Annotated in this window: 20 protein-coding genes; 7 read left to right on the top strand and 13 right to left on the bottom strand. The window is 65.3% G+C overall.

The genetic code is table 11. The annotated features are described in order from the left end of the window. Nucleotides 1-143: 143 nt before the first annotated feature. From ABKS89_RS14885 to ABKS89_RS14850, 8 genes are all read right to left on the bottom strand, one after another. On the bottom strand, nucleotides 144-545 hold the full coding sequence (locus tag ABKS89_RS14885) for a hypothetical protein (RefSeq protein WP_518301026.1): 402 nt from the start codon (nucleotides 543-545) through the stop codon (nucleotides 144-146). 290 nt (nucleotides 546-835) lie between these two features. Next, the gene (locus ABKS89_RS14880; RefSeq protein WP_348590205.1) at nucleotides 836-2,086 is read right to left on the bottom strand and encodes an OprD family porin; all 1,251 of its coding nucleotides are present in this window, start codon (nucleotides 2,084-2,086) and stop codon (nucleotides 836-838) included. An 80-nt stretch (nucleotides 2,087-2,166) separates the two neighbouring features. After that, complete coding sequence (locus tag ABKS89_RS14875) at nucleotides 2,167-3,111, bottom strand: FAD-binding protein (RefSeq protein WP_518301025.1); 945 nt, start codon at nucleotides 3,109-3,111, stop codon at nucleotides 2,167-2,169. Continuing rightward, nucleotides 3,111-3,860, bottom strand: coding sequence for an electron transfer flavoprotein subunit beta/FixA family protein (locus tag ABKS89_RS14870; protein WP_348588885.1), 750 nt, complete (start codon nucleotides 3,858-3,860; stop codon nucleotides 3,111-3,113). Before ABKS89_RS14870 ends, ABKS89_RS14875 begins: the two co-directional genes overlap by 1 nt. Before the next feature lie 235 nt (nucleotides 3,861-4,095). Then, nucleotides 4,096-5,334 (bottom strand): CaiB/BaiF CoA transferase family protein, encoded by a 1,239-nt coding sequence (locus ABKS89_RS14865; RefSeq protein WP_348588886.1) that lies wholly within the window; start codon nucleotides 5,332-5,334, stop codon nucleotides 4,096-4,098. A gap of 22 nt (nucleotides 5,335-5,356) precedes the next feature. After that, nucleotides 5,357-6,559, bottom strand: a complete 1,203-nt coding sequence (locus ABKS89_RS14860; RefSeq protein ID WP_348588887.1) for a 3-oxoadipyl-CoA thiolase — start codon at nucleotides 6,557-6,559, stop codon at nucleotides 5,357-5,359. A 33-nt stretch (nucleotides 6,560-6,592) separates the two neighbouring features. Then, on the bottom strand, nucleotides 6,593-8,137 hold the full coding sequence (locus tag ABKS89_RS14855; RefSeq protein WP_348588888.1) for a 3-hydroxyacyl-CoA dehydrogenase: 1,545 nt from the start codon (nucleotides 8,135-8,137) through the stop codon (nucleotides 6,593-6,595). Beyond that, nucleotides 8,134-8,910: an enoyl-CoA hydratase gene (locus ABKS89_RS14850; RefSeq protein WP_081520823.1), complete on the bottom strand. Its 777-nt coding sequence runs from the start codon at nucleotides 8,908-8,910 to the stop codon at nucleotides 8,134-8,136. Before ABKS89_RS14850 ends, ABKS89_RS14855 begins: the two co-directional genes overlap by 4 nt. A 243-nt stretch (nucleotides 8,911-9,153) precedes the next feature. Here ABKS89_RS14850 and ABKS89_RS14845 point away from each other — a divergent pair, with 243 nt between their 5' ends. The 3 genes from ABKS89_RS14845 to ABKS89_RS14835 all read left to right on the top strand — a co-directional run bounded on the left by ABKS89_RS14845 (nucleotide 9,154) and on the right by ABKS89_RS14835 (nucleotide 12,646). Next, the gene (locus ABKS89_RS14845) at nucleotides 9,154-10,020 is read left to right on the top strand and encodes an IclR family transcriptional regulator (RefSeq protein ID WP_081520824.1); all 867 of its coding nucleotides are present in this window, start codon (nucleotides 9,154-9,156) and stop codon (nucleotides 10,018-10,020) included. Between the two features lie 59 nt (nucleotides 10,021-10,079). Next, nucleotides 10,080-11,234 carry an acyl-CoA dehydrogenase family protein gene (locus ABKS89_RS14840; RefSeq protein WP_138216691.1) on the top strand — a complete coding sequence of 385 codons (1,155 nt, stop codon included), beginning with the start codon at nucleotides 10,080-10,082 and terminating at the stop codon, nucleotides 11,232-11,234. 131 nt (nucleotides 11,235-11,365) lie between these two features. Continuing rightward, on the top strand, nucleotides 11,366-12,646 hold the full coding sequence (locus ABKS89_RS14835; RefSeq protein ID WP_348588889.1) for an MFS transporter: 1,281 nt from the start codon (nucleotides 11,366-11,368) through the stop codon (nucleotides 12,644-12,646). Between the two features lie 144 nt (nucleotides 12,647-12,790). Here ABKS89_RS14835 and ABKS89_RS14830 read toward each other — a convergent pair whose 3' ends face one another. Next, the gene (locus ABKS89_RS14830; protein WP_017518411.1) at nucleotides 12,791-13,000 is read right to left on the bottom strand and encodes a cold-shock protein; all 210 of its coding nucleotides are present in this window, start codon (nucleotides 12,998-13,000) and stop codon (nucleotides 12,791-12,793) included. A 290-nt stretch (nucleotides 13,001-13,290) separates the two neighbouring features. Between ABKS89_RS14830 and ABKS89_RS14825 the strand changes: the two genes are divergently transcribed. Continuing rightward, a complete protein-coding gene (locus tag ABKS89_RS14825; RefSeq protein WP_167523180.1) occupies nucleotides 13,291-13,458 on the top strand; it encodes a hypothetical protein in 168 nt (55 codons plus the stop codon). Between the two features lie 47 nt (nucleotides 13,459-13,505). On the opposite strand, the gene otsA is transcribed toward ABKS89_RS14825, so the two are convergent. Genes otsA through otsB form a run of 3 tightly spaced genes read right to left on the bottom strand, consistent with a single transcriptional unit; the run spans nucleotide 13,506 to nucleotide 17,508 of the window. Then, nucleotides 13,506-14,915, bottom strand: coding sequence for an alpha,alpha-trehalose-phosphate synthase (UDP-forming) (otsA, locus tag ABKS89_RS14820; RefSeq protein WP_138216693.1), 1,410 nt, complete (start codon nucleotides 14,913-14,915; stop codon nucleotides 13,506-13,508). Further along, nucleotides 14,897-16,696, bottom strand: coding sequence for a glycoside hydrolase family 15 protein (locus tag ABKS89_RS14815; protein ID WP_348588890.1), 1,800 nt, complete (start codon nucleotides 16,694-16,696; stop codon nucleotides 14,897-14,899). The genes otsA and ABKS89_RS14815 overlap by 19 nt, the downstream gene beginning before the upstream one ends. After that, nucleotides 16,693-17,508: a trehalose-phosphatase gene (gene otsB, locus ABKS89_RS14810; RefSeq protein WP_348588891.1), complete on the bottom strand. Its 816-nt coding sequence runs from the start codon at nucleotides 17,506-17,508 to the stop codon at nucleotides 16,693-16,695. Before otsB ends, ABKS89_RS14815 begins: the two co-directional genes overlap by 4 nt. 285 nt (nucleotides 17,509-17,793) lie before the next feature. Here otsB and ABKS89_RS14805 point away from each other — a divergent pair, with 285 nt between their 5' ends. Both ABKS89_RS14805 and ABKS89_RS14800 read left to right on the top strand, forming a co-directional pair. Continuing rightward, nucleotides 17,794-19,020 (top strand): EAL domain-containing response regulator, encoded by a 1,227-nt coding sequence (locus ABKS89_RS14805; protein WP_348588892.1) that lies wholly within the window; start codon nucleotides 17,794-17,796, stop codon nucleotides 19,018-19,020. Nucleotides 19,021-19,399: 379 nt separating this feature from the next. Continuing rightward, complete coding sequence (locus ABKS89_RS14800) at nucleotides 19,400-20,272, top strand: SMP-30/gluconolactonase/LRE family protein (RefSeq protein ID WP_348588893.1); 873 nt, start codon at nucleotides 19,400-19,402, stop codon at nucleotides 20,270-20,272. A gap of 27 nt (nucleotides 20,273-20,299) precedes the next feature. On the opposite strand, the gene ABKS89_RS14795 is transcribed toward ABKS89_RS14800, so the two are convergent. Further along, nucleotides 20,300-21,211, bottom strand: a complete 912-nt coding sequence (locus ABKS89_RS14795; RefSeq protein ID WP_348588894.1) for a LysR family transcriptional regulator — start codon at nucleotides 21,209-21,211, stop codon at nucleotides 20,300-20,302. A gap of 105 nt (nucleotides 21,212-21,316) precedes the next feature. Here ABKS89_RS14795 and ABKS89_RS14790 point away from each other — a divergent pair, with 105 nt between their 5' ends. Then, nucleotides 21,317-22,318: a zinc-dependent alcohol dehydrogenase family protein gene (locus tag ABKS89_RS14790; protein WP_348588895.1), complete on the top strand. Its 1,002-nt coding sequence runs from the start codon at nucleotides 21,317-21,319 to the stop codon at nucleotides 22,316-22,318. The last annotated feature ends 40 nt before the right edge of the window (nucleotides 22,319-22,358 follow it).

Below are 22,358 nucleotides of genomic sequence, written 5' to 3'. Positions count from 1 at the left end.
ACCCATCCTACAAACCAAGCTCCCTGCTGGAGCGGGCCATGCCCGCGATCGCGCGCATGGCGCGCTCCTACAATTCGCTGTTACGACCTGCATTCGCCGGTAGGAACGGAATCCGTCCCCCAGGGAAGCGCGGAGCTTTGGCCTTACTGCCGAATCCCGTCGGTGAACCGGCAGAAGCCGTCACGCACCGCGCCTTCGGTGGTGTACATGCCGCCCAGGGTGACGAAGACATAGCTTACCTTGGAGCCGGAACCCGACTTTTCCACCACGACGTTCAACGGTGCGTTGCGGCTGCTCAGGATCACGCCCTGGTAGGCGGAGATGGTGCCGCTCTTCTCGTCGGCGCTCTGGATGGTGAAGCCTTCCTTCACCAGCGTCTGCTGCGCCCGGTCGAAGACCTTGGCCACCGGCATGTCCAGCTGGACGTTGGAAGTGAAGGTTTTGCCAGCGATGAAGCCCCCTTCGGTATTGAAGTTGTCTTCGCACTGGTTGCCGGTCTTCTGGTGCGCACAGCCCTGCAACAGGGCGGCAGCGAGCAGAATCATCGTGACTCGTCGCATCATCGTTCCTTGATCTCGTGGGGCCGCTATCCCTGCGGGTCTACAGCGGCGAAGGGGTTTTATAAGCCGAGGGCACAGGCCCTGACCAGACTTTTCCTCGCCCAGTGAGACCACCAGCACGTAGGAAATATCCCCTCACTCGCTCAAGCACGGGCCTTCACGCCGTTCGTCCCGAGGTGTCGCCGAGGTGTGCTCCGGACCGGCCTGCGCAGCGCCCGGAGACTCGTGGAGCGAAGCCTCCCAATCGCGATGGACCGGGAGGCTTCAGCTAGCCCTTACCAGATCGGCAAGGTGTAGCTGACGATGAAGCGGGTCTCGTCCATGTCGTTGCCGAAGCTGCTGCGGAAGGTGCTGTTACGCAGCTTGAAGCCGACGTTCTTCAGCGGGCCGCTCTGCACCAGGTAACCGACGTCGGTGTCGCGCTCCCACTCCTTGCCGTTGCCCTGCCCGTTCAGCAGGTCGATGTTATCGCCGCGCAGGTAGCGGGTCATCAGGCTCAGGCCGGGCAGCCCGTAGGAGGCGAAGTTGAAGTCGTAGCGCAGTTGCCAGGAGCGTTCGTCCTTGTTGGCGAAGTCGCCGATCTGCACGTAGTTGACCAGGTACGGGTCGGTGCCGGACAGGTAGGCGAAGCCGGTGTCGCCGGACATGCGCTGCAGCCCGAGGCCGAACGCCTGGTTGCCCAGCTTGTAGGTGAACATGGCGTTGAGCGCGCGGTTGTCGACGTTGCTGCCGCCATCGTCGGTGGAGCGTGCCCAGCGGATGTCGGACTTCAGCGACTGGCCCTCGGCGATCGGCAGCGTATGCACCAGGCTCACGTAGTGCTGGCGGTAGAGGTCTTCGAGGTTGGCGTAGTGGTAGCTGGTGCTGAGCTGGTTGCTCCAGCGGTAGGTGCCGCCAGCGAGGTTGAAGCGGTCGCTGGTCAGGTGGCTGCCGGTGACGATGTTGCGCTTGTTGCCACGGGTCATCGACAGGTCTTCGTCGTTGGACGAATCACGCTGCTTCACCTCGCGCAGCTGGCCGAGCTGCAGGTCGAGGTCGTCGAGTTCCTTCGACTCCACCAGCGCGCCCTGGAAGGTCTGCGGCAGCAGGCGGGTGTCGTTGTACTGCACCACCGGCAGCTTGGGCAGCAGCGTGCCGACCTTCAGGGTGCTCTTGGAGATGCGCAGCTTGGCGGTCAGGCCGAGGTCGCTGTAATCATCGGCAGCGCGCTTGTCGCTGGCGGAGTACGGCAGCAGGCCGGAGCCGGAGCGATCCGGGCTGGAGTCGAGCTTCAGGCCCAGCAGGCCAAGCGCATCGACGCCGACGCCAACGGTGCCGTCGGTGTAGCCCGATTCGTAGCGCAGCAGGAAGCCCTGCGCCCACTCCTCGGATTTCGACTGGGCGGCACCACTCTGGCGGTAGTCGCGGTTGAAGTAGAAGTTGCGAGTTTCGATGCTGGCCTTGCTGTCGGCGAGGAAATCGGCGTGGACGAACGGGGGCAGCAGCGCCAGTCCGGAGACCAGCACGGGGAGTCGACGAGTATTCATTGTTCTTGTTTCTTTCTACTTGAGGTGTTGGCAGAACGCCGGGCCGATGACGGCTGGCCCGGCCAGGGGAATGAGCCGGATCAGATAGTCCGTTCCAGCTCCGGTACGGCCTCGAACAGATCGGCGACCAGGCCGTAGTCGGCGACCTGGAAGATCGGCGCCTCTTCGTCCTTGTTGATCGCAACGATCACTTTCGAATCATTCATGCCCGCCAGGTGCTGGATGGCGCCGGAAATACCGACGGCCACGTACAGCTGCGGAGCAACGATCTTGCCGGTCTGGCCGACCTGCATGTCGTTCGGCACGAAGCCGGCGTCCACGGCAGCGCGGGAAGCGCCGACGGCAGCGCCCAGCTTGTCAGCCAGGGAGTAAAGGATGCTGAAGTTGTCGCCATTGCCCATGCCACGGCCGCCGGAAACGACGATCTTGGCAGCGGTCAGTTCCGGACGGTCGGACTTGGCCAGTTCTTCGCCTACGAAGGCGGACTTGCCAGCGTCAGCCGGGCCGGAAACGGCTTCAACAGCGGCGGAACCACCTTCGGCAGCGACGGCGTCGAAGCCGGTGCCACGTACGGTGATGACCTTGATGGCAGCCGAGGACTGCACGGTAGCGATGGCGTTACCGGCATAGATCGGGCGCTTGAAGGTGTCGGCGCTGACGACTTCGATGATCTCGGAGATCTGGTCGACGTCCAGCAGGGCGGCAACGCGCGGCAGGAAGTTCTTGCCATTGGTGGTGGCCGGGGCCAGCACGTGGTTGTAGCCCTTGCCCCCATTCTCACCAACAAGAGCTGCGATCAGCGGAGCCACATTCTCCGGCAGCTGGTGCGCGTAGGCGGCGTTGTCGGCGACCAGCACCTTGGCAACACCAGCGATCCTGGCAGCGGCTTCAGCCACGCCACCGACGTTCTGGCCAGCGACCAGCACGCTGATTTCGCCGCCAATCTTCTGCGCGGCGGCAACGGTATTCAGCGTCGCGGCGCCCAGCGCGTCATTCGAATGTTCTGCAACAACCAAAACAGCCATCAGATCACCTTCGCTTCGTTCTTCAGTTTCTCGACCAGTTCGGCCACCGATTTCACCTTGATGCCGGCGCTGCGCGCGGCGGGCGCTTCCACCTTGAGGGTCTTCACGGTGGAGGCCGTGGAGATGCCCAGTGCATCGGGGGTGAGGATTTCCAGCGGCTTCTTCTTCGCCTTCATGATGTTCGGCAGCGACGCGTAGCGCGGCTCGTTCAGGCGCAGGTCGGTGGTGACGATTGCCGGCAGGTTCAGGGCAACGGTCTGCAGGCCGCCGTCGATTTCACGGGTGACGTTGACCTTGTCGCCAGCGACTTCAACCTTGGAGGCGAAGGTGCCCTGGGCGTAGCCGGTCAGCGCAGCCAGCATCTGGCCGGTCTGGTTGTTGTCGCTGTCGATGGCCTGCTTGCCGAGGATGACCAGCTGCGGCTGCTCCTGGTCGACAATGGCTTTCAGTACTTTCGCCACGGCGAGCGAGTTCAGCTCGTCATTGCTCTCGACCAGCACGGCACGGTCTGCACCGAGGGCCAATGCGGTACGCAGCTGCTCCTGGCCAGCGGTCGGGCCGACGGAGACCGCAACGATCTCGGTGACGACGCCTTTCTCTTTCAGGCGGACGGCCTCTTCCACGGCGATTTCGCAGAAGGGGTTCATGGACATCTTTACGTTGGCGAGATCGACGCCGGAGTGGTCCGCCTTGACGCGAACCTTGACGTTGTAATCGACCACGCGTTTTACCGCGACCAGCACTTTCATTCGGTTGTTTCCTTGGCTTGCGCCGTCATGGTTCGGCGCTGCGTTTGGGGTGGGTTCGCGAGCAAGCTCGCTCCGACCAAGAGCAATGGGGGAACACCTGTAGGAGCGAGCTTGCTCGCGAACGAACTCAACGAACGTAGGGCGCATAACCGCTTGCGGTTATCCGCCGTCATTCGGCCAGCGGCGGATAACACTGGCGCGTTATGCGCCCTACTCTCTTGCGACCCTTGAAGCGTCAGGGTTTACCCAGCTGTTCGATCACACCCTCGGCCTTGAGCGCGGCCAGGCGCGCGTCATCGAGCCCCAGGCGGCGCTTGAGCACCTCGTCGGTGTGTTCGCCGAGCATCGGTGCCGGGCGCTGGTATTCCACCGGGGTCTCGGACAGCTTCAAGGGGCTGCCGACCATGCGGAACGCGGGGTTCTGCGCGTGGGGAATCTCAACCAGCATGTCGCGGGCCACCACCTGCGGCTCGTCCAGCGCTCGGCCGATATCGTTGATCACACCGACCGGCACCTTCATCGCGTGGATGCGCCGTACCCAGTTGTCGGCGGTGTCGCCCTGGAAGTGTTCGGCCAGCTTGCCGACGATCACGTCGCGGTTGCGCACGCGGTCGGCGTTACGGGTGAAGCGCGGGTCCTTCGGCAACTCGGGCAGGCCGATGGCGTCGCACAGGGAAACGAACTGGCTGTCGTTGCCGCAGGCGATGATGAAGTCCATGTCCTGCGCGCTGAACACCTGGTACGGCACGATGTTGACGTGGGCGTTGCCCTGGCGGCCCGGCGAGCGGCCGGTGGCGAGGAAGTTCTGGCTCTGGTTGCCGAGCATGGCGACCTGCACGTCGAGCAGCGCCATGTCGCAGTGCTGGCCACGTCCGGTCTTCTCCCGCGCCAGCAGCGCGGCCTGGATGGCGACCACCGAGTACAGGCCGGTCATCACGTCGGACACGGCGACACCAACCTTCTGCGGGCTGGCGCCGGGCACGCCGTCCTTCTCGCCGGTGATGCTCATCAGCCCGCCCATGCCCTGGATGATGAAGTCGTAGCCGGGCTCCTCGGCGCGCGGGCCGGTCTGGCCGAAGCCGGTGATGGAGCAGTAGACCAGCCGCGGATTGACCTTCGACAGGCTGTCGTAATCCAGCCCGTACTTGGCCAGCGAGCCGGCCTTGTAGTTCTCGATCAGCACGTCGCACTCGCAGGCCAGCGCACGCACCAGCGCCTGCCCTTCTTCCGTCGCCAGGTTCAGCGCCACCGACAGCTTGTTGCGGTTGGTCGACTGGTAGTACGCCGCCTCGGAGCTGTCCGAGCCGTCGGCAGCCTTCATGTAGGGCGGGCCCCAGCCGCGGGTGTCGTCACCCACGCCGGGACGTTCGATCTTGATCACTTCCGCGCCCAGGTCGGCCAGCACCTGGCCGCACCAGGGGCCGGCCAGCACGCGGCTGAGGTCGAGTACGCGGTATCCGCTCAAAGCACCCATCTTCAATTCCTCGCAGGCGCGCTCACGCGCGCTCGATAACCATGGCGAGCCCCTGGCCCACACCGATGCACAGGCTGATCACCGCATAGCGTTGACCGCTGCGCTGCAGTTGTCGCGCCACGCTCAGCGCCAGCCGCGCGCCGGAGGCGCCCAGCGGGTGGCCGACGGCGATGGCGCCGCCGTTGGGGTTGACCCGCGCATCGTCGAAGTCCACGCCCAGGCCGTGCAGGCAGCCGAGCACCTGGGAGGCGAAGGCCTCGTTGATCTCGATGATGTCCATGTCGGCCAGGGTCAGTTCGGCGCGGGCAAGCGCCTTGTTGATCGCCTCCACCGGGCCGACGCCCATGATGCGCGGCTCCACGCCGACCGCCGCCGCCGAGAGAATCCGCGCCAGCGGCTTGAGGCCGTGGCGCTCACCCGCCGCAGCCGAACCGATCAGCAGCGCGGCCGCACCGTCGTTGACACCGGAAGCGTTGCCGGCAGTGACCACGCCACCTTCGGACAGCGGCTTCAGACGGGCCAGCGCGGCTTCATCGGAAGACGGACGCGGATGTTCGTCCTGCTCGACTACGTTCGGCGGCGTCTTGCGCCCAGTGGGCACGCTGACCGGGAGGATTTCCCCGGCGAAGAAACCGGCCTCGCGGGCGGCTTCATAGTTGGCCTGGGAGCGCGCGGCGAAACGGTCGGCCTGCTCGCGGCTGATGCCGAATTCGCGGGCCACGTTGTCGCCGGTCTCCGGCATGCTGTCGTTGCCGAACCCGGCGATGATCTTCGGGTTGGGGAAGCGCGCGCCGATGGTGCTGTCGAACACCGTCAGGTCGCGGCTGTAGGCGACCTCGGCCTTGGCCATGACGAAGGGCGCGCGGGACATGCTTTCCACGCCGCCAGCAACAAACAGTTCGCCTTCGCCACAGGTCACGGCACGCGCCGCGTCGATGACGGCCGCCAGGCCGCTGGCGCACAGGCGGTTCACCGTCTGCCCCGGCACGGTTACCGGCAGGCCGGCGAGCAGCGCAGCATGGCGGGCGATGTTGCGGCTGTCTTCACCGGCCTGGTTGGTGTTGCCGAGGATCACGTCCTCGATGGCTTCGCCGGGCACGCTGGTATGCGCCAGCAGCTCGCGGATCACCTGGGCGATCAGGTCGTCCGGGCGCACTGGAGCCAGGGCGCCGCCATGGCGCCCGAAGGGGGTGCGCAGGCCGGCGTAGATGTAGGCATTGAGCATGGAAGTCTCCTTGAAAGAGGTGGACGCCGGGCCTCAGCCCAGCGCGGGCTCGGCATGGCGCAGCGACAACCCCAGCGCGGCGCGGCGGCGCAGCCAGGGGCCGGGGCGGTAACGGGCGTCGCCGGTCAGGCCGGTCATGCGTTCGAGAATGGTCAGCAGGCGCGCCGGGCCGACGCTGTCGCCCCAGGCCAGCGGGCCTTGCGGGTAACCCAGGCCACGGCGCACGCCTTCATCGAGGTCATCGACACTGGCGATGCGCTGCTGGACGATGTCGCCGGCCAGGTTGACGATCAGCGCCAGTACGCGCTGGGCGACGAAGCCGACGCTGTCATTGATCACCGTGACGCCCACACCGTCAGCCGCCAGCAGCGCGTGGGCGGCATCGCGCATGACGGTGGAGGTCGCCGGGTTCTGCATCAGGCAGCGGTGGCGCTGTAGGTCCAGCAGCAAGTCGATGCACAGGCTGCGCGCCGGGTCGGTAGAGAAGTTCTGGCAGGCCGTGGTCGCATCGACGCCATAGGGAGCCAGCAGGCACAGCGCCTCGCTGCTCGGCTGGGCGCCCTGCTCCAGCTTCGCGCCGAGCTGTTTCAGCAGTTCGCCGAGGCGTTCGCGGTCCTGGTCGTTCTCCGCACCGATCCACACCGGCGGCAATGCGGCAACGCTCGGCACCGGTTGCGGTGCGGGCGCATCGATCATCTTGCCGTCGGCGTAGCGATAGAAGCCGCGGCCGACCTTGCGGCCGACGAAGCCGGCTTCGAGCATCTGCCGGGTCAGCGCCGCCGGGCGATAGCGCGGCTCCTGGTAGAACTGGTTGTAGATGGACTCGATCACTGGGTGCGACACATCCAGCGCAGTGAGGTCGAACAGCTCCAGCGGGCCCATTCGGAAGCCCAGGCCCTCACGCAGGATGCGGTCAATATCGGCCGGTTCGGCGATGGCTTCCTTGAGCATCTGCAATGCTTCGGTGCTGTAGGCGCGGCCGGCGTGGTTGATGATGAAGCCAGGGGTATCCTTGGCGCGGATGCCGCGATGGCCCATGCGCGCAGCCAGAGCCACCAGGCTGTCGCCGACCTGCGGGTCGCTGGCCAGGCCGTCGATCACCTCGACCACCTTCATCAGCGGCACCGGGTTGAAGAAGTGGAAGCCCGCCACCCGCTGCGGATGCTGGCAGCCACGGGCGATGCTGGTGACCGACAGCGACGAGGTATTGGTCGCGAGAATGCAGTCGGCGCTGACCACGGCTTCCAGCTCGGCCAGCAGCGCCTGCTTGGCATCCAGGCGCTCGATGATCGCTTCGACCACCAGGTCGGAATCTGCCAGTTCGCTCAGGGAGCCGGCGACCAGCAGGCGCGCCAGGGTGGCGTCGGCCTCGGCGGCGGTGATCTTGCCCTTCTCCGCCAGCTTGGCGAGGGTCCGGCCGAGGTTATCGCGGGCCGCTTGCGCAGCGCCGTCGCGGGCGTCGAAGAGTTTCACCTGGATGCCGGCCTGGGCGGCGATCTGGGCGATGCCGCTGCCCATGACACCGGTGCCGACAATGGCCATGCGCTCGATGCGCTCGAAAGAAAGGGTCATGCTCATTCCCCCAGGAAGCTGGCTTTGCGTTTTTCCAGGAAGGCGGCGGCGCCCTCCTTCTGGTCCTGCGAATCGAACAGCAGCTGGAAGGCCTTGCGCTCCAGGGTCAGGGCACTCTCCAGCGGCAGGTCGGCGCCGGCGAGCATCACTTCCTTGATCTGTGCCACAGCCAGCGGCGGCAGTGCGGCGATCTCGGCGGCCAGCTCCAGCGCGCGGGGCAGCGTGCGCGCGTCTTCCACCACTTCGCTGAGCATGCCGATAGCCAGGGCTTCCGGCGCCTTGATCAGGCAACCGGTCAGGGCGATGCGCATCGCCTGGAACTTGCCCACGGCGCGGATCAGCCGCTGGGTGCCACCCGCGCCGGGCATCAGGCCGAGCTTCACTTCCGGCTGGCCGAAACGCGCGGACTCACCGGCGACGATGATGTCGCAGTGCATCGCCAGCTCGCAGCCGCCGCCCAGGGCGAAGCCATTCACGGCGGCGATCACCGGTTTCGGGCAGCGCGAGATGGCTTCCCAAAGCAGTTCGGTGTGACGGCGGTACATCTCGATGGGGCTGGCCTGGGCGAATTCGCGGATGTCCGCCCCGGCGACGAAGCACTCCTCCCCCCCGGTCAGCACCACCGCACGAACGTCACGGTTGTCGCTCAGGGCACGGAAGTGCTCGGCCAGCTGCTGACGCACGGCCGCATTCAAGGCGTTCTTGGCTTCCGGTCGGTCGATGCGGACGACCGCCACACCATCGGCCTGGATATCGAGATGAACCACGCTGGTATTCATTGGAGCTCTGACCTCTTATCTGTTTCGTCTGACGAAACTACATTCCGTATTTCGATTTCATCATAGTGACACCCCATCCAGCCTGTAAACGGTGAAGATCGACACACCCTCTCAAAGCCTTTGAATACGCGGCTTTGAATATTTTTAAGGGCACGCCTGTACTAACTGGTCCAGACCCATTACAATTTCGCCTGACGAAACTGTATTTTATTTTATTGATTTTCCGTGAATAGGGGTTCTACCATGCGCCGCAACAAGACGGAGATGGATTCGGCTGCGCCGACGAAAAACGAAGGCGAGATCGGCCTGCTGGAACGGGGACTGTATGACCCCGCCACGGCACTGAGCGAAGAGGAAAACAGCGGCCAGTTCGTAACGGCCCTGGCTCGCGGCCTGGAGATCCTGCGTTGCTTCACGCCACGGGAAAACGTGCTGAGCAACCAGGACCTGGCGCGCAAGACCGACCTGCCCAAGCCGACCGTGACGCGCCTGACCAACACCCTGATGCGCCTGGGTTGCCTCAAGCGCGAGGTGCATTCGGGCAAGTACCAGCTGGACGTCGGCGTGCTGGGTTTCGGCTACGCGATGCTGTCGAACCTGTCGATCCGCGCGGTGGCTCATCCGCTGATGGAGGAACTGGCCAACCACGCCCAGGCGGCGGTGGCCATGGCTGCCCGCGACCGCCTGCAGATGGTCTATGTGGACGTCGTGCAGGGCCAGGGAAACATGACGATGCGCCGGCAGATCGGCAGTTACCTGCCGCTGGCGGCGAGTTCGGTGGGCCGCGCGTGTCTCGCGGCGATGCCAGAGAACGAGCGGGAATTCCTGCTCGACCACGTTCGCCAGCGCGAACCGGAAAACTGGCCGGCCATCCGCAAGGGTCTGGACCGCGCCTTCAGGGACTTCACCGATTACGGCTACTGCCTGTCGATCGGCGAATGGCACCGCGACGTCAACTCCGTCGCCGTGCCCTTGGTACATCCGCAGTACGGGCTCCTGGCCTTCAACTGCGGCGGCCCGAGCTTCCAGCTGACACGGGAGAAGCTCGAGGACGACATCGGGCCCCGCCTGATCAACATGGTCAACAACATAGGTGCCGCCGCTCGCTGAATCTCGGGTGACGGTGCCTCGGAAGACAGGCCCGCTCGCGGGCCTTTTGAGGAGTGCACATGATCCGAGACCCAGAAACGCTGCAGATACTTCTGGATTCCATCCACCAGTTCGTCGGCGAAGTGCTGATCCCGCGGGAGAACGAGGTCGCCGAGACCGACGCGATCCCGCAGGACATCGTCCAGCAGATGCGCGAGATGGGCCTGTTCGGCCTGACCATCCCCGAAGAGTTCGGCGGCCTGGGCGTGACCATGGAAGAAGAGGTGAACATCACCTTCGAACTCGGCCGCACCTCCCCCGCCTTCCGTTCCTACATCGGCACCAACAACGGCATCGGCTCCATCGGCATCCTGATCGACGGCACGCCGGAGCAGAAAGCCCACTACCTGCCCAAGCTCGCCAGCGGCGAACTGCTCAGTGCCTTCTGCCTGACCGAGCCGGACTCGGGCTCCGATGCCGCTTCGCTGAAAACCACCGCCGTGCGCGATGGCGACTTCTATGTGCTCAACGGCACCAAGCGCTTCATCACCAACGCCCCGCATGCCGGCATCTATACGGTGATGGCCCGCACCAACCCGGCGATCAAGGGTTCCGCTGGCATCAGCGCGTTCATCGTCGAGCGCGGCACGCCGGGTATTTCCCTGGGCAAGCCGGACCACAAGATGGGCCAGAAAGGCGCTCACACCAGCGACGTGATCTTCGACAACGTACGCATCCCCGCCAGCCAACTGATCGGCGGCGTCGAGGGCGTGGGCTTCAAGACCGCCATGAAGGTGCTCGACAAGGGCCGCCTGCACATCGCCGCGCTGAGTGTCGGCGCCGCCGAGCGCATGCTCGCCGACGCGCTGCAATACGCCCTGGAGCGCAAGCAGTTCGGCCAGCCGATCGCCGAGTTCCAGCTGATCCAGGCAATGCTGGCCGACAGCAAGGCCGAGATCTACGCCGCCCGCTGCATGGTGCTGGACGCCGCGCGCAAGCGCGATGAGGGCCGCAACGTCAGCACCGAAGCCTCCTGCGCAAAGATGTTCGCCACCGAGATGTGCGGCCGCGTGGCCGACCGCTGCGTCCAGATCCACGGCGGCGCCGGCTACGTCAGCGAGTACGCCATCGAGCGCTTCTACCGCGACGTCCGCCTGTTCCGACTCTACGAGGGCACCACCCAGATCCAGCAGGTGATCATCGCCCGCAACATGATCCGCGAAGCCCAGTCCTGATGCACCAGTTCTGAGGCACCCGATTCGGCAGCGCGTGGCCACGCACCACGCGCCTGCCGGCAGGATTCGCACGCACGCTTACCGAGGGTCGGCCAACCGCCCCGCCAACAACTACAACAGGTAATTCGTTCATGGAAAACACTGCTTCCGCAACGGCTGCAACCGCTGCCACCCAGAGCAAGACCTGGGTCCTGGTCTTCGCCTTCTGCTTCCTCGGTCTGCTGATCGATGGCGCAGACCTGATGCTCCTCTCCTACAGCCTCACCAGCCTCAAGGCCGAGTTCGGCCTGAGCAACCTCCAGGCCGGCAGCCTGGGCAGCGTCACCCTGGCCGGCATGGCCTTCGGCGGCATCTATGGCGGCTGGGCCTGCGACCGCTTCGGCCGGGTCAAGACGGTGGTCTGGACCATCGTGCTGTTCTCCGTCGGCACCGCCATCCTCGGGCTGACCCACAATTACTGGCAGTTCGCCGCCGCGCGCTTCGTCGCCTCGCTGGGCCTCGGCGCGCTGTACGTGGCCTGCAACACGCTGATGGCCGAGTACGTGCCGACCAAATACCGCACCACCGTGCTCGGCACCCTGCAGGCCGGCTGGTCGGTCGGTTACATCGTCGCCACCCTGCTGGCCGGCTGGATCCTGCCGGACCATGGCTGGCGCTACCTGTTCTACATCGCCATCATCCCGGTGGTGCTGGCCATCGCCATGCGCAAGCTGATCCCCGAACCCGCCGCCTGGGTCCAGGCGCAGGCCGAACGCCAGCAGCGCAAGGCCGAAGGCTCGTCCGGCCGCGCAGCCACTGCACCCCGGCAGAATGCCTTCCGCCAGATCTTCAGCGATCCGAAGGCCAGCCGCATGTTCCTGTTCTGGGCACTGACCGCCGGTTTCCTGCAGTTCGGCTACTACGGCGTGAACAACTGGATGCCGTCGTACCTGGAAACCGAGATGGGCATGAACTTCAAGGCCATGACCTCGTACCTGGTGGGCACCTATGCCGCGATGATCCTCGGCAAGGTCCTGGCCGGCGTCGCCGCCGACTGGTTCGGCCGTCGCACCGTATTCTCCTTCGGCGCCCTGGGCACCGCGGTGTTCCTGCCGGTGATCGTGCTGTTCCACAGCCCCGAGAACATTCTCTGGATGCTGGTGGTGTTCGGCTTCCTCTATGGCATCCCGTACGGCGTGAACGCGACCTACATGACCGAGAGCTTCGCCGCCGCCTTCCGTGGCACGGCAGTGGGCGGGGCCTACAACATCGGCCGCATCGGCGCAGCCATCGCCCCGGCGGTGATCGGCTTCCTCGCTACGCAGATGTCCATTGGCGTCGGCTTCCTGGTGATGGGCGCGGCGTACTTCATCTGCGGCGTCATCCCCGCCCTGCTGATCCGCGACAAGCAGTTCGACCCGCAGCAGGAATGACCTGAGCGCTCAGCGCCCAGCCACGAAAAACGCCCGGTGCAGTGCACCGGGCGTTTTTGTTTGTGCACCCCAAAGAGTCAGCAGGGTAAATCGCAGGCAAAAAAAAGCCCCGCCGAAGCGGGGCTCTTTCGTCAGCGATGTCGATTAGACAGCGCGAACTTGTTCAGCTTGCGGGCCTTTCTGGCCGGCAGTCACAACGAAGCTGACCTTCTGGCCTTCGTCGAGGGACTTGTAGCCGTTGCCTTCGATCTGACGGAAGTGAACGAATACGTCCGGGCCGCTTTCCGGGGTGATGAAGCCGAAGCCCTTCTCAGCGTTGAACCACTTGACGATGCCGTTTTGACGATCGGACATGATGTTGTCTCCTAAAAGAATGCTAAAGGCCGGCCGAAAGCCGACCGGCGATGAGCTGAATGCGTAGTGAAGAGGTGCCGAGGAGATGGAGCATCTTGTAGAAGAACATCAAGTCGCGGAACTCGTTACTGGGCAGGCAGCCCATGCAGAATACAAGGTTTGGCGCTAATTCATAGCTTTTTTTCACGACCAGTGGTGATTTTGACAAATGGTCGAGCAATTACGACGCGACAGGTCAAAGACGTGTAGGCTGGCCGGGCCGGTTTGGCGCCCAACGCAAAGGTGACTTCATGACTGATTCACAGCTGATTCGCGAACGTTCGGAGCTCGATGAAAAGATTGCCGCTTTCCTCTCCCAGGGTGGCGAAATCCAGGAAATCCCCGTTGGCCAACTGGCAGTGAAGGTCGAGCGGAAGTCCCAGTGGGCGAAGTCCGATGGAAAGAAACCGGCGCCCTGAGCGTTTGAATGCATGAAGAAAACCCCGCGATGGCGGGGTTTTGCATTTCAGTGGCTGAGGTAATGGTTCGACAGCCAGTTCAGCGCCCTGCCCGGCCGCGTCAGCGCGTCGATGAAGCTCGGCCCCCAGAAGCGGATGTCATTGGCCTCCAGCACCGCATACATGTCGCGGTGGCGTGCCTGGCGCTCCTTGAGCGGCATGCGCAGCGCTCGCTGCATGGCGTCGGCCAGGGCGTCGCGGTCGTGAGGATTGATGATCAGCGCGCCGCCCAGCTCGGCGGCGGCGCCCGCGAACTGGGAAAGGATCAGCACACCGGGATCGTCCGGGTCCTGGGCGGCAACGAATTCCTTGGCGACCAGGTTCATCCCGTCCCGTAGCGGCGTCACCAGGCCGATCCGTGCGTGGCGCATGACCATCGCGATGTCCGCGCGCTGGTGATTGCGTGCCACATAACGCAGCGGCACCCAGGACACCGCACCGAAACGCCCGTTGATGTGCCCTACCCGCGCGCTCACGGCAGCATCGATGTCGGCGTACTCGGGGATATCCTGGCGACTGCCCGGTGAAATCTGCAGGCAGGTGACGCGGTTGTGCCAGTCCGGGTTGCGTTCGAGGAAGCGCTCGTAGCCGTCCAGCCGGTTGACGATGCCCTTGGAGTAGTCGAGACGGTCCACCCCCACCATCAACGCGCGACCACCAAGGCTTTCGCGCAGGTCCTCGGCCGCCTGGCTCTGCGAAGCCTCCTCGGCCAGCCGGCGGAATCCCCCGGCGTCCACGCCCACCGGGAAGACGCCGACGCGAAAATGCTGGTCCTCCAGGTGATAACGCCGGCCATCGGGGGTTGCCGCGCCGACCACGCGGGTCAGGTAGCGGGCGAAGTTGCTGGCGTCGTTCTCGGTCTGGAAGCCGATCAGGTTGTACTCGGTGAGCGCGCGGATCAGTTCGTCGTGGTGCGGCAGCGCGGTGATGAGATCGGCCGGCGGCATCGGGATGTGCAGGAAGAAGCCGATGCGGTTGCCGTGCCCGCGCTGCCTCAGGGCGGCAGCCAGGGGGATCAGGTGGTAGTCGTGGACCCAGAGGACGTCGTCCTCCTCCAGCAGTGGGCTCAGGCGCTCGGCGAAGAACTCGTTGACCCGCTGGTAGCCGCCGAACTCGGCCTCGTTGAATTCGGCCAGGTCGACCCGGTAATGCAGGATCGGCCAGAGCACGCGGTTGGCGAAGCCGTTGTAGTACTCATCGAAGTCCTGCGGGTGCAGGTCGGTGAGGATGTACTGCAGGTTGTCGCGCTGGACCATGGTCGGCGGGCCCGGCTCCTCGGCCTTCTCGCCGCTCCAGCCGAACCAGATGCCCTCGCGGTTGCGCATGGCGGCTTCTACCGCCACGGCCAGCCCGCCCGGCGCGGGACCGTTTTCATCGGGGATCGCGACCCGGTTGGATATCACCACGAGGCGCGGCATAGACCTTCCTCCCAGCCAATGGAAAGACGCATGGCGGAGTTGATCAGCCCGGCCATGGAGTAGGTCTGCGGGATGTTCCCCCAGAGTTCGCCGGTGTCCGGGTGCAGGTCCTCGGAGAGCAGCCCGTAGCGATTGCGCACGGCGATCAGTTGCTCGAACAGCTGACGCGCCTCATCGATGCGGCCGATGGCCGCCAGCGCGTCGAGGTACCAGAACTTCACCACCAGGAAGGCGGTTTCCGGCACGCCGAAATCATCCGCGGCGGCGTAGCGCAACATCTGCCCGTTGACGTTGAGTTCGCGGCCGATGCACTCGACCGTGGCGATGAAACGCGGATCGTCGGCCTCGATGATCCCCAGCTCGTTCATCAGCAGCACGCTGGCATCGAGATCATCGTGACCGAAAGCGCCAGTGAAGCACTGCTTCTTCTCGCTCCAGGCCTCGGCGAGGATGCGTTCGCGCAGGTTGGCTGCCTTGTCCATCCAGTCGCCGGCTTCCTCGCTGCGCCCCAGGCGTTTGGCGATGCGCCCTACGCGGTCGCAGGCGACCCAGCAAAGCAGCGCGGAATGAGTGTGGATGCGCTGGCGACCGCGGTATTCCCAGATGCCGGCATCCGGCTCGAACGCAGCGTGCACCGCCTTCGCGGCGAGGTTCTCCAGCAATTGCAGCATGCCCTCGCTGCTGGGGTTGGGCAGGCGCTCGTCGACGAAGCTCTGCAGCACCGCCAGCGCCACCGAGCCGAACACGTCGTGCTGGTTCTGCTCCACCGCCTGGTTGCCAACGCGCACCGGAGCATGGTTGAGGAAGCCGGCGAGGTCCGGCTCGATGCGTTCGGTAAGGTCCTGGTTGGGGATGATCCCGTACAGCGGCTTGAGCTCGGCGTCTCCGCTGGCGACGGTGGTGATGAAGTCGATGTAGCCCTCCATGGTCCGCGTGGCGCCCAGGCGGTTGAGGGCGAGGATCACGAAGTAGGCGTCGCGCAGCCAGCAGTAGCGGTAGTCCCAGTTGCGCTGCGAGTCCGGTGCCTCCGGCACGGAGGTGGTGGCGGCGGCGATGACCGCCCCGGTGTCCTCGAAATTGCACAGCTTCAGGGTAATTGCCGAACGGATCACCACCTGTTGCCATTCGAAGCAGATGGCCAGCCCACGCACCCAATCGTGCCAGTGGTTCTGGGTGCGTTTCAGATAGTCACGGACCACTTCGCCGGGGGCGTTGGCGAGCGGCTCATCGAGGCCGATCACCAGGCTCACCGGGTGACGCAGGGCGAACGGCGTTTCGTGCTGGATGTACGCCAGCGGCGCATCGGTGGTCAGGCGCAGCGGCTCATCGCCCTCCAGGTAGCGGATATGGCTGGAGCCAGTGGCGCCTTGGCTGGGCTTGCCGTAGCCGTGGGTCGGGCGCACGCGCAGGGTGATCTTCGGCACGCCCTCGATGGGTTCGATCAACCGGCACAGCTGCGCCGGGCGGTAGATGTGGCCGTGTTGCAGGAAGCGCGGAGCGAAATCGATGATGCGCACTGCGCCGCCGTTGTCGTCACGCAGCACGGTGGTGATGATCGCCGTGTTGCGCTGGTAGTCGGAGGTGCTGCTGGCCTGGTTCTCCAGCACCACGTCGGCAAAGCCTTTTTCGTCATCGCCGGCCAGTAGCCGGGAGAAAGCCGGATCGCTGTCGAAGTTCGGGTAGCACCACCAGACCAGTCGTGCCTGCGGGTTGACCAGGGCGGCCACCCGGCAGTTGCCGATCAGGCCCAGTTCCAGAGCACCTTCGTGCCGGTTCGTCATCGGTGATTTCCTCCTGCTGCTTGCATGAGTGCGTCACGGACTTGCTCCGCGTCGCTGAACACCGCGCTGGCGCCGGGCAAGGCACGCCCGACCGAGAGGCCGAGACCGCCCAGGGCCGGCATCAGCGCGATGGCGGGTTCGTCGGTGACGTCGTCGCCGATGTACAGCGGCAGGCGCCCGGCAAAGCCCGGCGTGCCCAGCAGTCGCTGGATCGCCTGGGCCTTGTCGACGCCTTCGGGGACGACTTCGTAGACCTGTTTGCCGTTGAGCAAGCGCAGCCCTGCGCCTTCCGGCGCCCGCAGCAATGCCTGCAACCCGGCACGCAAGTCGGCCGCCAGCGAGGGTGCGGAGCGGTAGTGCAGCGCGTAGCTGCTGCCCTTGTCCTCGGCATGGATTCCGACATGACGGTTCGCCAGGGCGTTCAACTGCACTCGCACGCAGGCGGGCAGGTCCTTGGTGGTGCGGCGAAGCGGGCTGTCGCCGCTGTCGCGCCAGTGGGCGCCATGGCCGCCGCTGGCGGCGAGGCGCAAGGGTTGAAAGAGCCGGTCGAGTTCTTCGACCGGGCGGCCGCTGATCAGGGCCAGGGCACCGTCGAGTCGGCGATGCAGGTGCGTGAGGGCATCGAGCAGCCCGGGCGGTACGACGACCGCGCCGGGTGATTCGGCGATGTCCAGAAGGGTTCCGTCGACATCCAGGAACAGTGCGGTCTGCTGAGGTCGGCTGAGCCAGAGGTTCAGCAGCGCAGTGGCTGAGGCCTCGCTATGCGGGACCATGGCGGTGTCGACAGGTCCCCTTGGTACGGGACGTGACATGAGCCATTTCTCCATGTTCAGGGCGTGCCGCGCAGCCGTGGGTAGCCGGTGCGGACGTGAAAGGGAGCCCTAGGACCCTAACATGTGGGACCACGAGGGTCGACCTTGGGTTTCACCGTCTTTTCCGCCCGAGAAGGCGCAGGCCAGAGCAGGCGGGAGAGACGGGCAAGTACTCCGCACCGAAGCCGATGGGATTTTCCTGACAGAAGAACTGGAATCCTCCGCCTCACAGCGAGGAAGGCATTTTCGAGAATGCGCCAAGCCAATCCTCCATGAGAAAACCCCATGCTTCCGCTCTCTGCGCTGGTGCTCCAGGCTTCCGGCCTGCACCGTTCCACCGCTGTCACTGCGCTGCATCACCTGGGCTACAGCTTCCTGTCCGAGGTCTCCAGCAATGCTTTCGCACTGGACCGGCTGCGCAGCCAGGGCGGAGTCCACCTGCTGATCTGCGATGTGCGCATCGACCCGGTGTCGCGCCTGGAGCTGCTCCAGACCGTGGCCCGAGAACGCCTCGCCCATGGCGTGGTGGTCAGCGGGGAGATGGCGCCGGGCACCTGGAGCGCCCTCTCTCACCTGCTGCAATTGCAGGGCTTGAAGGTGTTCTGGCTGGGCAACGAGGCCGCGACCCTGGAGCGCCTGCGCGCCCTGCTCGCCGATTTTCAACCCCGGGAAGCGCAGCTTGGCTTGCCGCTGAATGAGGCCGCCGCAGACGAGGATGGCGAAGCCGCCAACCTGCCCTCCCACGGGCGTCTGCGCGCCCACCTGCAACCCAAGGTATCCGTGGCGACCGCGCAGGTTTATGGCTTCGAGGTACTGGCGCGCTGGCAAATGGACGACGGAAACATCCTGCTCCCCGGTGAGTTCCTGCCGGGGCTGCGGCGTGCCGGCAAGCTCGACGGCATGCTTTTCGAACTGATGACCCAGGCCGTCGAGGCCCTGCGGACCCTGGGCAACAATGAGCTGAAGCTGTCCTTCAACCTGGAAGCCGAACAGATCGCCCAGACCGACTTTGCCGCCGCGGTCGAGCGCAATCTGCGCCAGCTGGACTTCGAGCCCAGGCGCATCACTTTCGAGCTGACCGAGACCTCGCCACTGCACGCGCCGCCGCTGAGCCTGGAGAACGTACTGCGCCTGCGCCTGCTGGGGTGCGGCCTGGCCATCGACGACTTCGGCTGCGGCCACTCCACCCTGCAGCGCCTGATGGAACTGCCGTTCACCGAGATGAAGCTCGACCGTCACCTGGTGGCCGACGTGAACAATGGCGACCCGCGCCGACTCATCGTGCTGCGCAATGCCCTGGCGCTCGGCCGCGAACTGGGTCTCAGGGTGATTGCCGAGGGCGTGGAAAGCCCCGCTCAGCTTCGCCAGCTACAGCAGCTGGAATGCGATTGCGCGCAGGGGTATCTGTTCGGCAAGCCGATGGATGCCAGCCAGATCGGCACCTTCCTGCGTGGTGCGCCGCTTCGGCTGCAGAGGCTGGAAGCGGTTCAGGCGGTACGCCCGGCGCAGTGAAATGCGGAAAAGAAAACGGCTGTTGCGGACTTCCTGTCCGCAACAGCCGTCTGGATTGTCCTCAGCAAAGGACGTAGGAATTGTAGGCCAATGGCCATCAACGAGTCTTCCCAATTCTCCCGCATGGCCCGCAAATCAGCACATACGCGGCAAAACACCGCAAATTCCCTGGGGAATGTCCGCCAATTCGCGGCACATTCGTCCCAATAGTGTCGGCTATACGACGATTGGCCCGTCGTGCTGTCTATCACCCCGATTCGCCCTAGCCCGCCGATGAACTGTCTGGTTACCATGCCCGGCCGCGCGCTGGATGCCAGGAAGGCATAAATCCAAAAGGATCGACCCAGCGTTGCCCACCTTCAGTTTTGGCAGCCGATACATGCCCCAGACTTCCGTGCGTTCGCCCCGTCGCCCGCTGATTCGCCTTGCCCTGACCGGCACTGGCTCCCTCGTCGTTGCCGCCCTTGGCTTCTTCGCCTGGCAAGGTTTCTATCCGGTGCAGGCCACCGATGGCTGGTCCGTCGAGGTGCTGCACAAGAACGTGCAGAAGGCTGCATCGCTGGTACCGCTGCCCGATGGCGGCCTGCTGGTCAGCCAGGAATTGAAGAAGGAAAAGGGCAACATCCTGCGCATCGCCGCCGACGGCGAGCGCCGCGTCATGGTCGACGGTTTGTCCAAACCTGACGGAATGATCGCCGCCCGGGGCGGCTGGGTGTTCAGCCAGGAATCCGACGGCAAGCCAGTACAACTGCTCAGGGACGGCAAGGTTACCGACCTGTTCATGGGTCAGTCCGTACAGGGCCTGTGGGACGACGGCGAAAACCTCTACGCCATCGAAGACCGTGGCGAGAATGGCCGGCTGCTGCGCTACCGCTGGAGCGATGGCGAGCTGACCGTGCTGCGCGACCACCTGCAGGAAACCGAATCGGTCACCCGCTGCACCAACGGCAAGCTGCTCTACACCGAAAAGAAGAAAGGCCTGGTGCACCAGTTCAGCGACGACGGCGAGGACCCGGTCCTGCTCTCCGGCCTGAACCAGCCCACCTTCCTGATGTGCGACGCCCGCGGCCTGTGGATCAGCGAAGACTCCACCCACCGTGCCCGCCTGCTGCTGTGGGACGGCAAGGGCGAACCGCGCACCATCCTGTCGTTCCTCAAGGCGCCGCAGTCCATCGTGCCCGACGGCAAGGGCGGCTACCTGCTCGCCGAAGGCGGCCGCGACCGCGTGCTGCAGCTCACTCCGGCCAAGTAACGCCTCCGGGCGGCCGCCCAGGCCGCCCTACTCCTGCGCCGGCATCACCAGGCCGGGGATCACCTCGACCAGCGCGTCGATTGCCAGCCGCACCTTGCGCGGCAACTGGGTGGTCTGCAGCCAGGTGGCATGGACGTCGTAGAGGAAGCCCGGCTGCTCCGGCAACAACTCCTCCAGCGCCCCGCCCTCGATGACTTCGCGCACCAGCCAGTAAGGCAACCAAGCCAGCCCCATGCCGCGTACCGCTGCGTCGGCAATAGCGGCGAGGTCGTCGAAACGCAACCGCGAACTCGGCGCGAACTCCGCCGCTTCCTGTCCTTCGCGGGGGAACAACCACGGATTGATCCGCCCGGAGCGGTGATAGACCAGCACCCGGTGCGCGGCCAATTCCTCGATGCGTTCCGGCCGCCCGTGCTCCTCCAGGTACGCTGGCGCAGCGCAGACCACCATGCGCTGCCGGCCGATGCGCCGGGCGATGATGCCGTCCCTGGGCTGCGGCTCGCCGGTGCGAATGGCCAGGTCGATCTGCTCTTCCGCCAGGTCCGTCAGACGGTCGCTGAAGCGCAGGTCCAACTCCAGCTGCGGATAGCGCTGCGCCAGATCCAGCAGAACCGGCGCCACACAGCGTCGACCAAAATGCACCGGCATCGCCACCCGCAGCCGGCCGCGAGGCTCAGCGACCTCCCCGGCCGCGAGGATGTCCGCCGCCTCCGCATCGGCCAGCAGCGCGCGACAGCGCTCGTAGTAGATCCGCCCCGCCTCGGTCAGGCTCTGCCGGCGCGTGCTGCGCATCAGCAACTGGGCGCCCAGGCGCTCTTCGAGAAAGCGCACGTGCTTGCCCACCATGGGGGCGGACATTTCCAGGGCATCCGCCGCCGCCGCGAAGGACCCGAGGTCCACCGCGCGGACGAACACTTCCATGCTGGTCAGACGATCCATTCGAAACTCCTGATTTCGACTAACTGCTTCTATACGCCATTTATTGGGCAAACCCCATGACTGATAGTCGCTTTACGTCAAATCACTTTCGTATGGGAGCATCACATGGAAAGCATCAAGACCCGCGCCGTTCGTTTCCACCAGTTCGGCGGCCCGGAAGTCCTGCGCATAGAGCCGGTGGAAGTTCGCCACCCCGACGCCGAAGAAGTGAGCATCCGGGTCAAGGCCCTGGGGCTGAATCGCGCTGAATCGCTGCTGCGCACGGATCGCTACATCGAGAGCCCGCAGTTCCCTTCCGGACTGGGGCTGGAGGCCACGGGAGTGGTCGAGGCGGTAGGCAGCGCGGTACGCGGGTTCGCTCCGGGGGACGCCGTGAGCGTCCTGCCACCGACCTCGATGCGGGAGGACCCGACTCACGCCGAGCGTCTGGTGGTCCCGCAGGCCCGCCTGGTGAAGAATCCGCCGGGGCAGGCCTGGAATGACGCCGCCGCGACCTGGATGCAGTACCTGACCGCCTATGGCGCGCTGGTTCAGGTCGCCGCGCTGCGCGAAGGAGACTTTGTCGTCATCACCGCCGCATCGAGCAGCGTCGGTCTGGCCGCGATCCAGATTGCCCGCCGCGTGGGCGCGGTGCCCATCGCGGTGACGCGCACCTCGGCCAAACGCGAAGCCCTGCTGCAGGCCGGCGCCGCCGAGGTCATCGCCAGCGAAGAGGAAAACCTGCGCTCACGCCTGCTCGAAATCACCGGCAAGGCCGGCGCACGGGTGGTGTTCGACCCGGTGGGCGGCCCGATCTTCGAAGCGCTGACCGCCGCCATGGCCGAGGGCGGCATCCTCATCGAGTACGGCGGCCTGAGCCCCGAGCCCACGCCCTTCCCGCTGTTCGAGGTACTGAGCCGCTCACTGGTCCTGCGCGGCTATCGCGTCTATGAAGTGCTGGAAGATCCACAGCGCCTGCGCGAAGCCTCAGACTTCATTTACGCCGGCCTCGCCGACGGCTCGCTGCGCCCGGTGATCGCCCGCACCTTCGCCTTCGACGAGATAGCCGAGGCCTACCGCTACCTGGAATCCAACCAGCAGTTCGGCAAGGTGGTGGTCACCCTCTGAGGCGCCCGGAGACGCCTTGATCGATGCATTACTCCGACGC

The sequence above is a fragment of the Pseudomonas sp. LABIM340 genome, from assembly GCF_040017195.2.
Classification (GTDB): Bacteria; Pseudomonadota; Gammaproteobacteria; order Pseudomonadales; family Pseudomonadaceae; genus Pseudomonas.
This window is presented reverse-complemented; position numbering and strand designations above follow the sequence as displayed.

Bases quoted from the DNA above. Each gene is read 5' to 3' on its own strand.
- ABKS89_RS14825 (WP_167523180.1), top strand. From the start codon at position 13,291: ATGACTGATTCACAGCTGATTCGCGAACGTTCGGAGCTCGATGAAAAG.
- ABKS89_RS14830 (WP_017518411.1), bottom strand. From the start codon at position 13,000: ATGTCCGATCGTCAAAACGGCATCGTCAAGTGGTTCAACGCTGAGAAG.
- ABKS89_RS14790 (WP_348588895.1), top strand. From the start codon at position 21,317: ATGGAAAGCATCAAGACCCGCGCCGTTCGTTTCCACCAGTTCGGCGGC.
- ABKS89_RS14835 (WP_348588889.1), top strand. From the start codon at position 11,366: ATGGAAAACACTGCTTCCGCAACGGCTGCAACCGCTGCCACCCAGAGC.
- ABKS89_RS14870 (WP_348588885.1), bottom strand. From the start codon at position 3,860: ATGAAAGTGCTGGTCGCGGTAAAACGCGTGGTCGATTACAACGTCAAG.
- ABKS89_RS14865 (WP_348588886.1), bottom strand. From the start codon at position 5,334: ATGGGTGCTTTGAGCGGATACCGCGTACTCGACCTCAGCCGCGTGCTG.
- ABKS89_RS14845 (WP_081520824.1), top strand. From the start codon at position 9,154: ATGCGCCGCAACAAGACGGAGATGGATTCGGCTGCGCCGACGAAAAAC.
- otsB (WP_348588891.1), bottom strand. From the start codon at position 17,508: ATGTCACGTCCCGTACCAAGGGGACCTGTCGACACCGCCATGGTCCCG.
- ABKS89_RS14800 (WP_348588893.1), top strand. From the start codon at position 19,400: ATGCCCCAGACTTCCGTGCGTTCGCCCCGTCGCCCGCTGATTCGCCTT.
- ABKS89_RS14850 (WP_081520823.1), bottom strand. From the start codon at position 8,910: ATGAATACCAGCGTGGTTCATCTCGATATCCAGGCCGATGGTGTGGCG.
- ABKS89_RS14795 (WP_348588894.1), bottom strand. From the start codon at position 21,211: ATGGATCGTCTGACCAGCATGGAAGTGTTCGTCCGCGCGGTGGACCTC.
- ABKS89_RS14880 (WP_348590205.1), bottom strand. From the start codon at position 2,086: ATGAATACTCGTCGACTCCCCGTGCTGGTCTCCGGACTGGCGCTGCTG.
- ABKS89_RS14875 (WP_518301025.1), bottom strand. From the start codon at position 3,111: ATGGCTGTTTTGGTTGTTGCAGAACATTCGAATGACGCGCTGGGCGCC.
- ABKS89_RS14855 (WP_348588888.1), bottom strand. From the start codon at position 8,137: ATGAGCATGACCCTTTCTTTCGAGCGCATCGAGCGCATGGCCATTGTC.
- ABKS89_RS14885 (WP_518301026.1), bottom strand. From the start codon at position 545: ATGATTCTGCTCGCTGCCGCCCTGTTGCAGGGCTGTGCGCACCAGAAG.
- ABKS89_RS14805 (WP_348588892.1), top strand. From the start codon at position 17,794: ATGCTTCCGCTCTCTGCGCTGGTGCTCCAGGCTTCCGGCCTGCACCGT.
- ABKS89_RS14860 (WP_348588887.1), bottom strand. From the start codon at position 6,559: ATGCTCAATGCCTACATCTACGCCGGCCTGCGCACCCCCTTCGGGCGC.
- otsA (WP_138216693.1), bottom strand. From the start codon at position 14,915: ATGCCGCGCCTCGTGGTGATATCCAACCGGGTCGCGATCCCCGATGAA.
- ABKS89_RS14840 (WP_138216691.1), top strand. From the start codon at position 10,080: ATGATCCGAGACCCAGAAACGCTGCAGATACTTCTGGATTCCATCCAC.
- ABKS89_RS14815 (WP_348588890.1), bottom strand. From the start codon at position 16,696: ATGACGAACCGGCACGAAGGTGCTCTGGAACTGGGCCTGATCGGCAAC.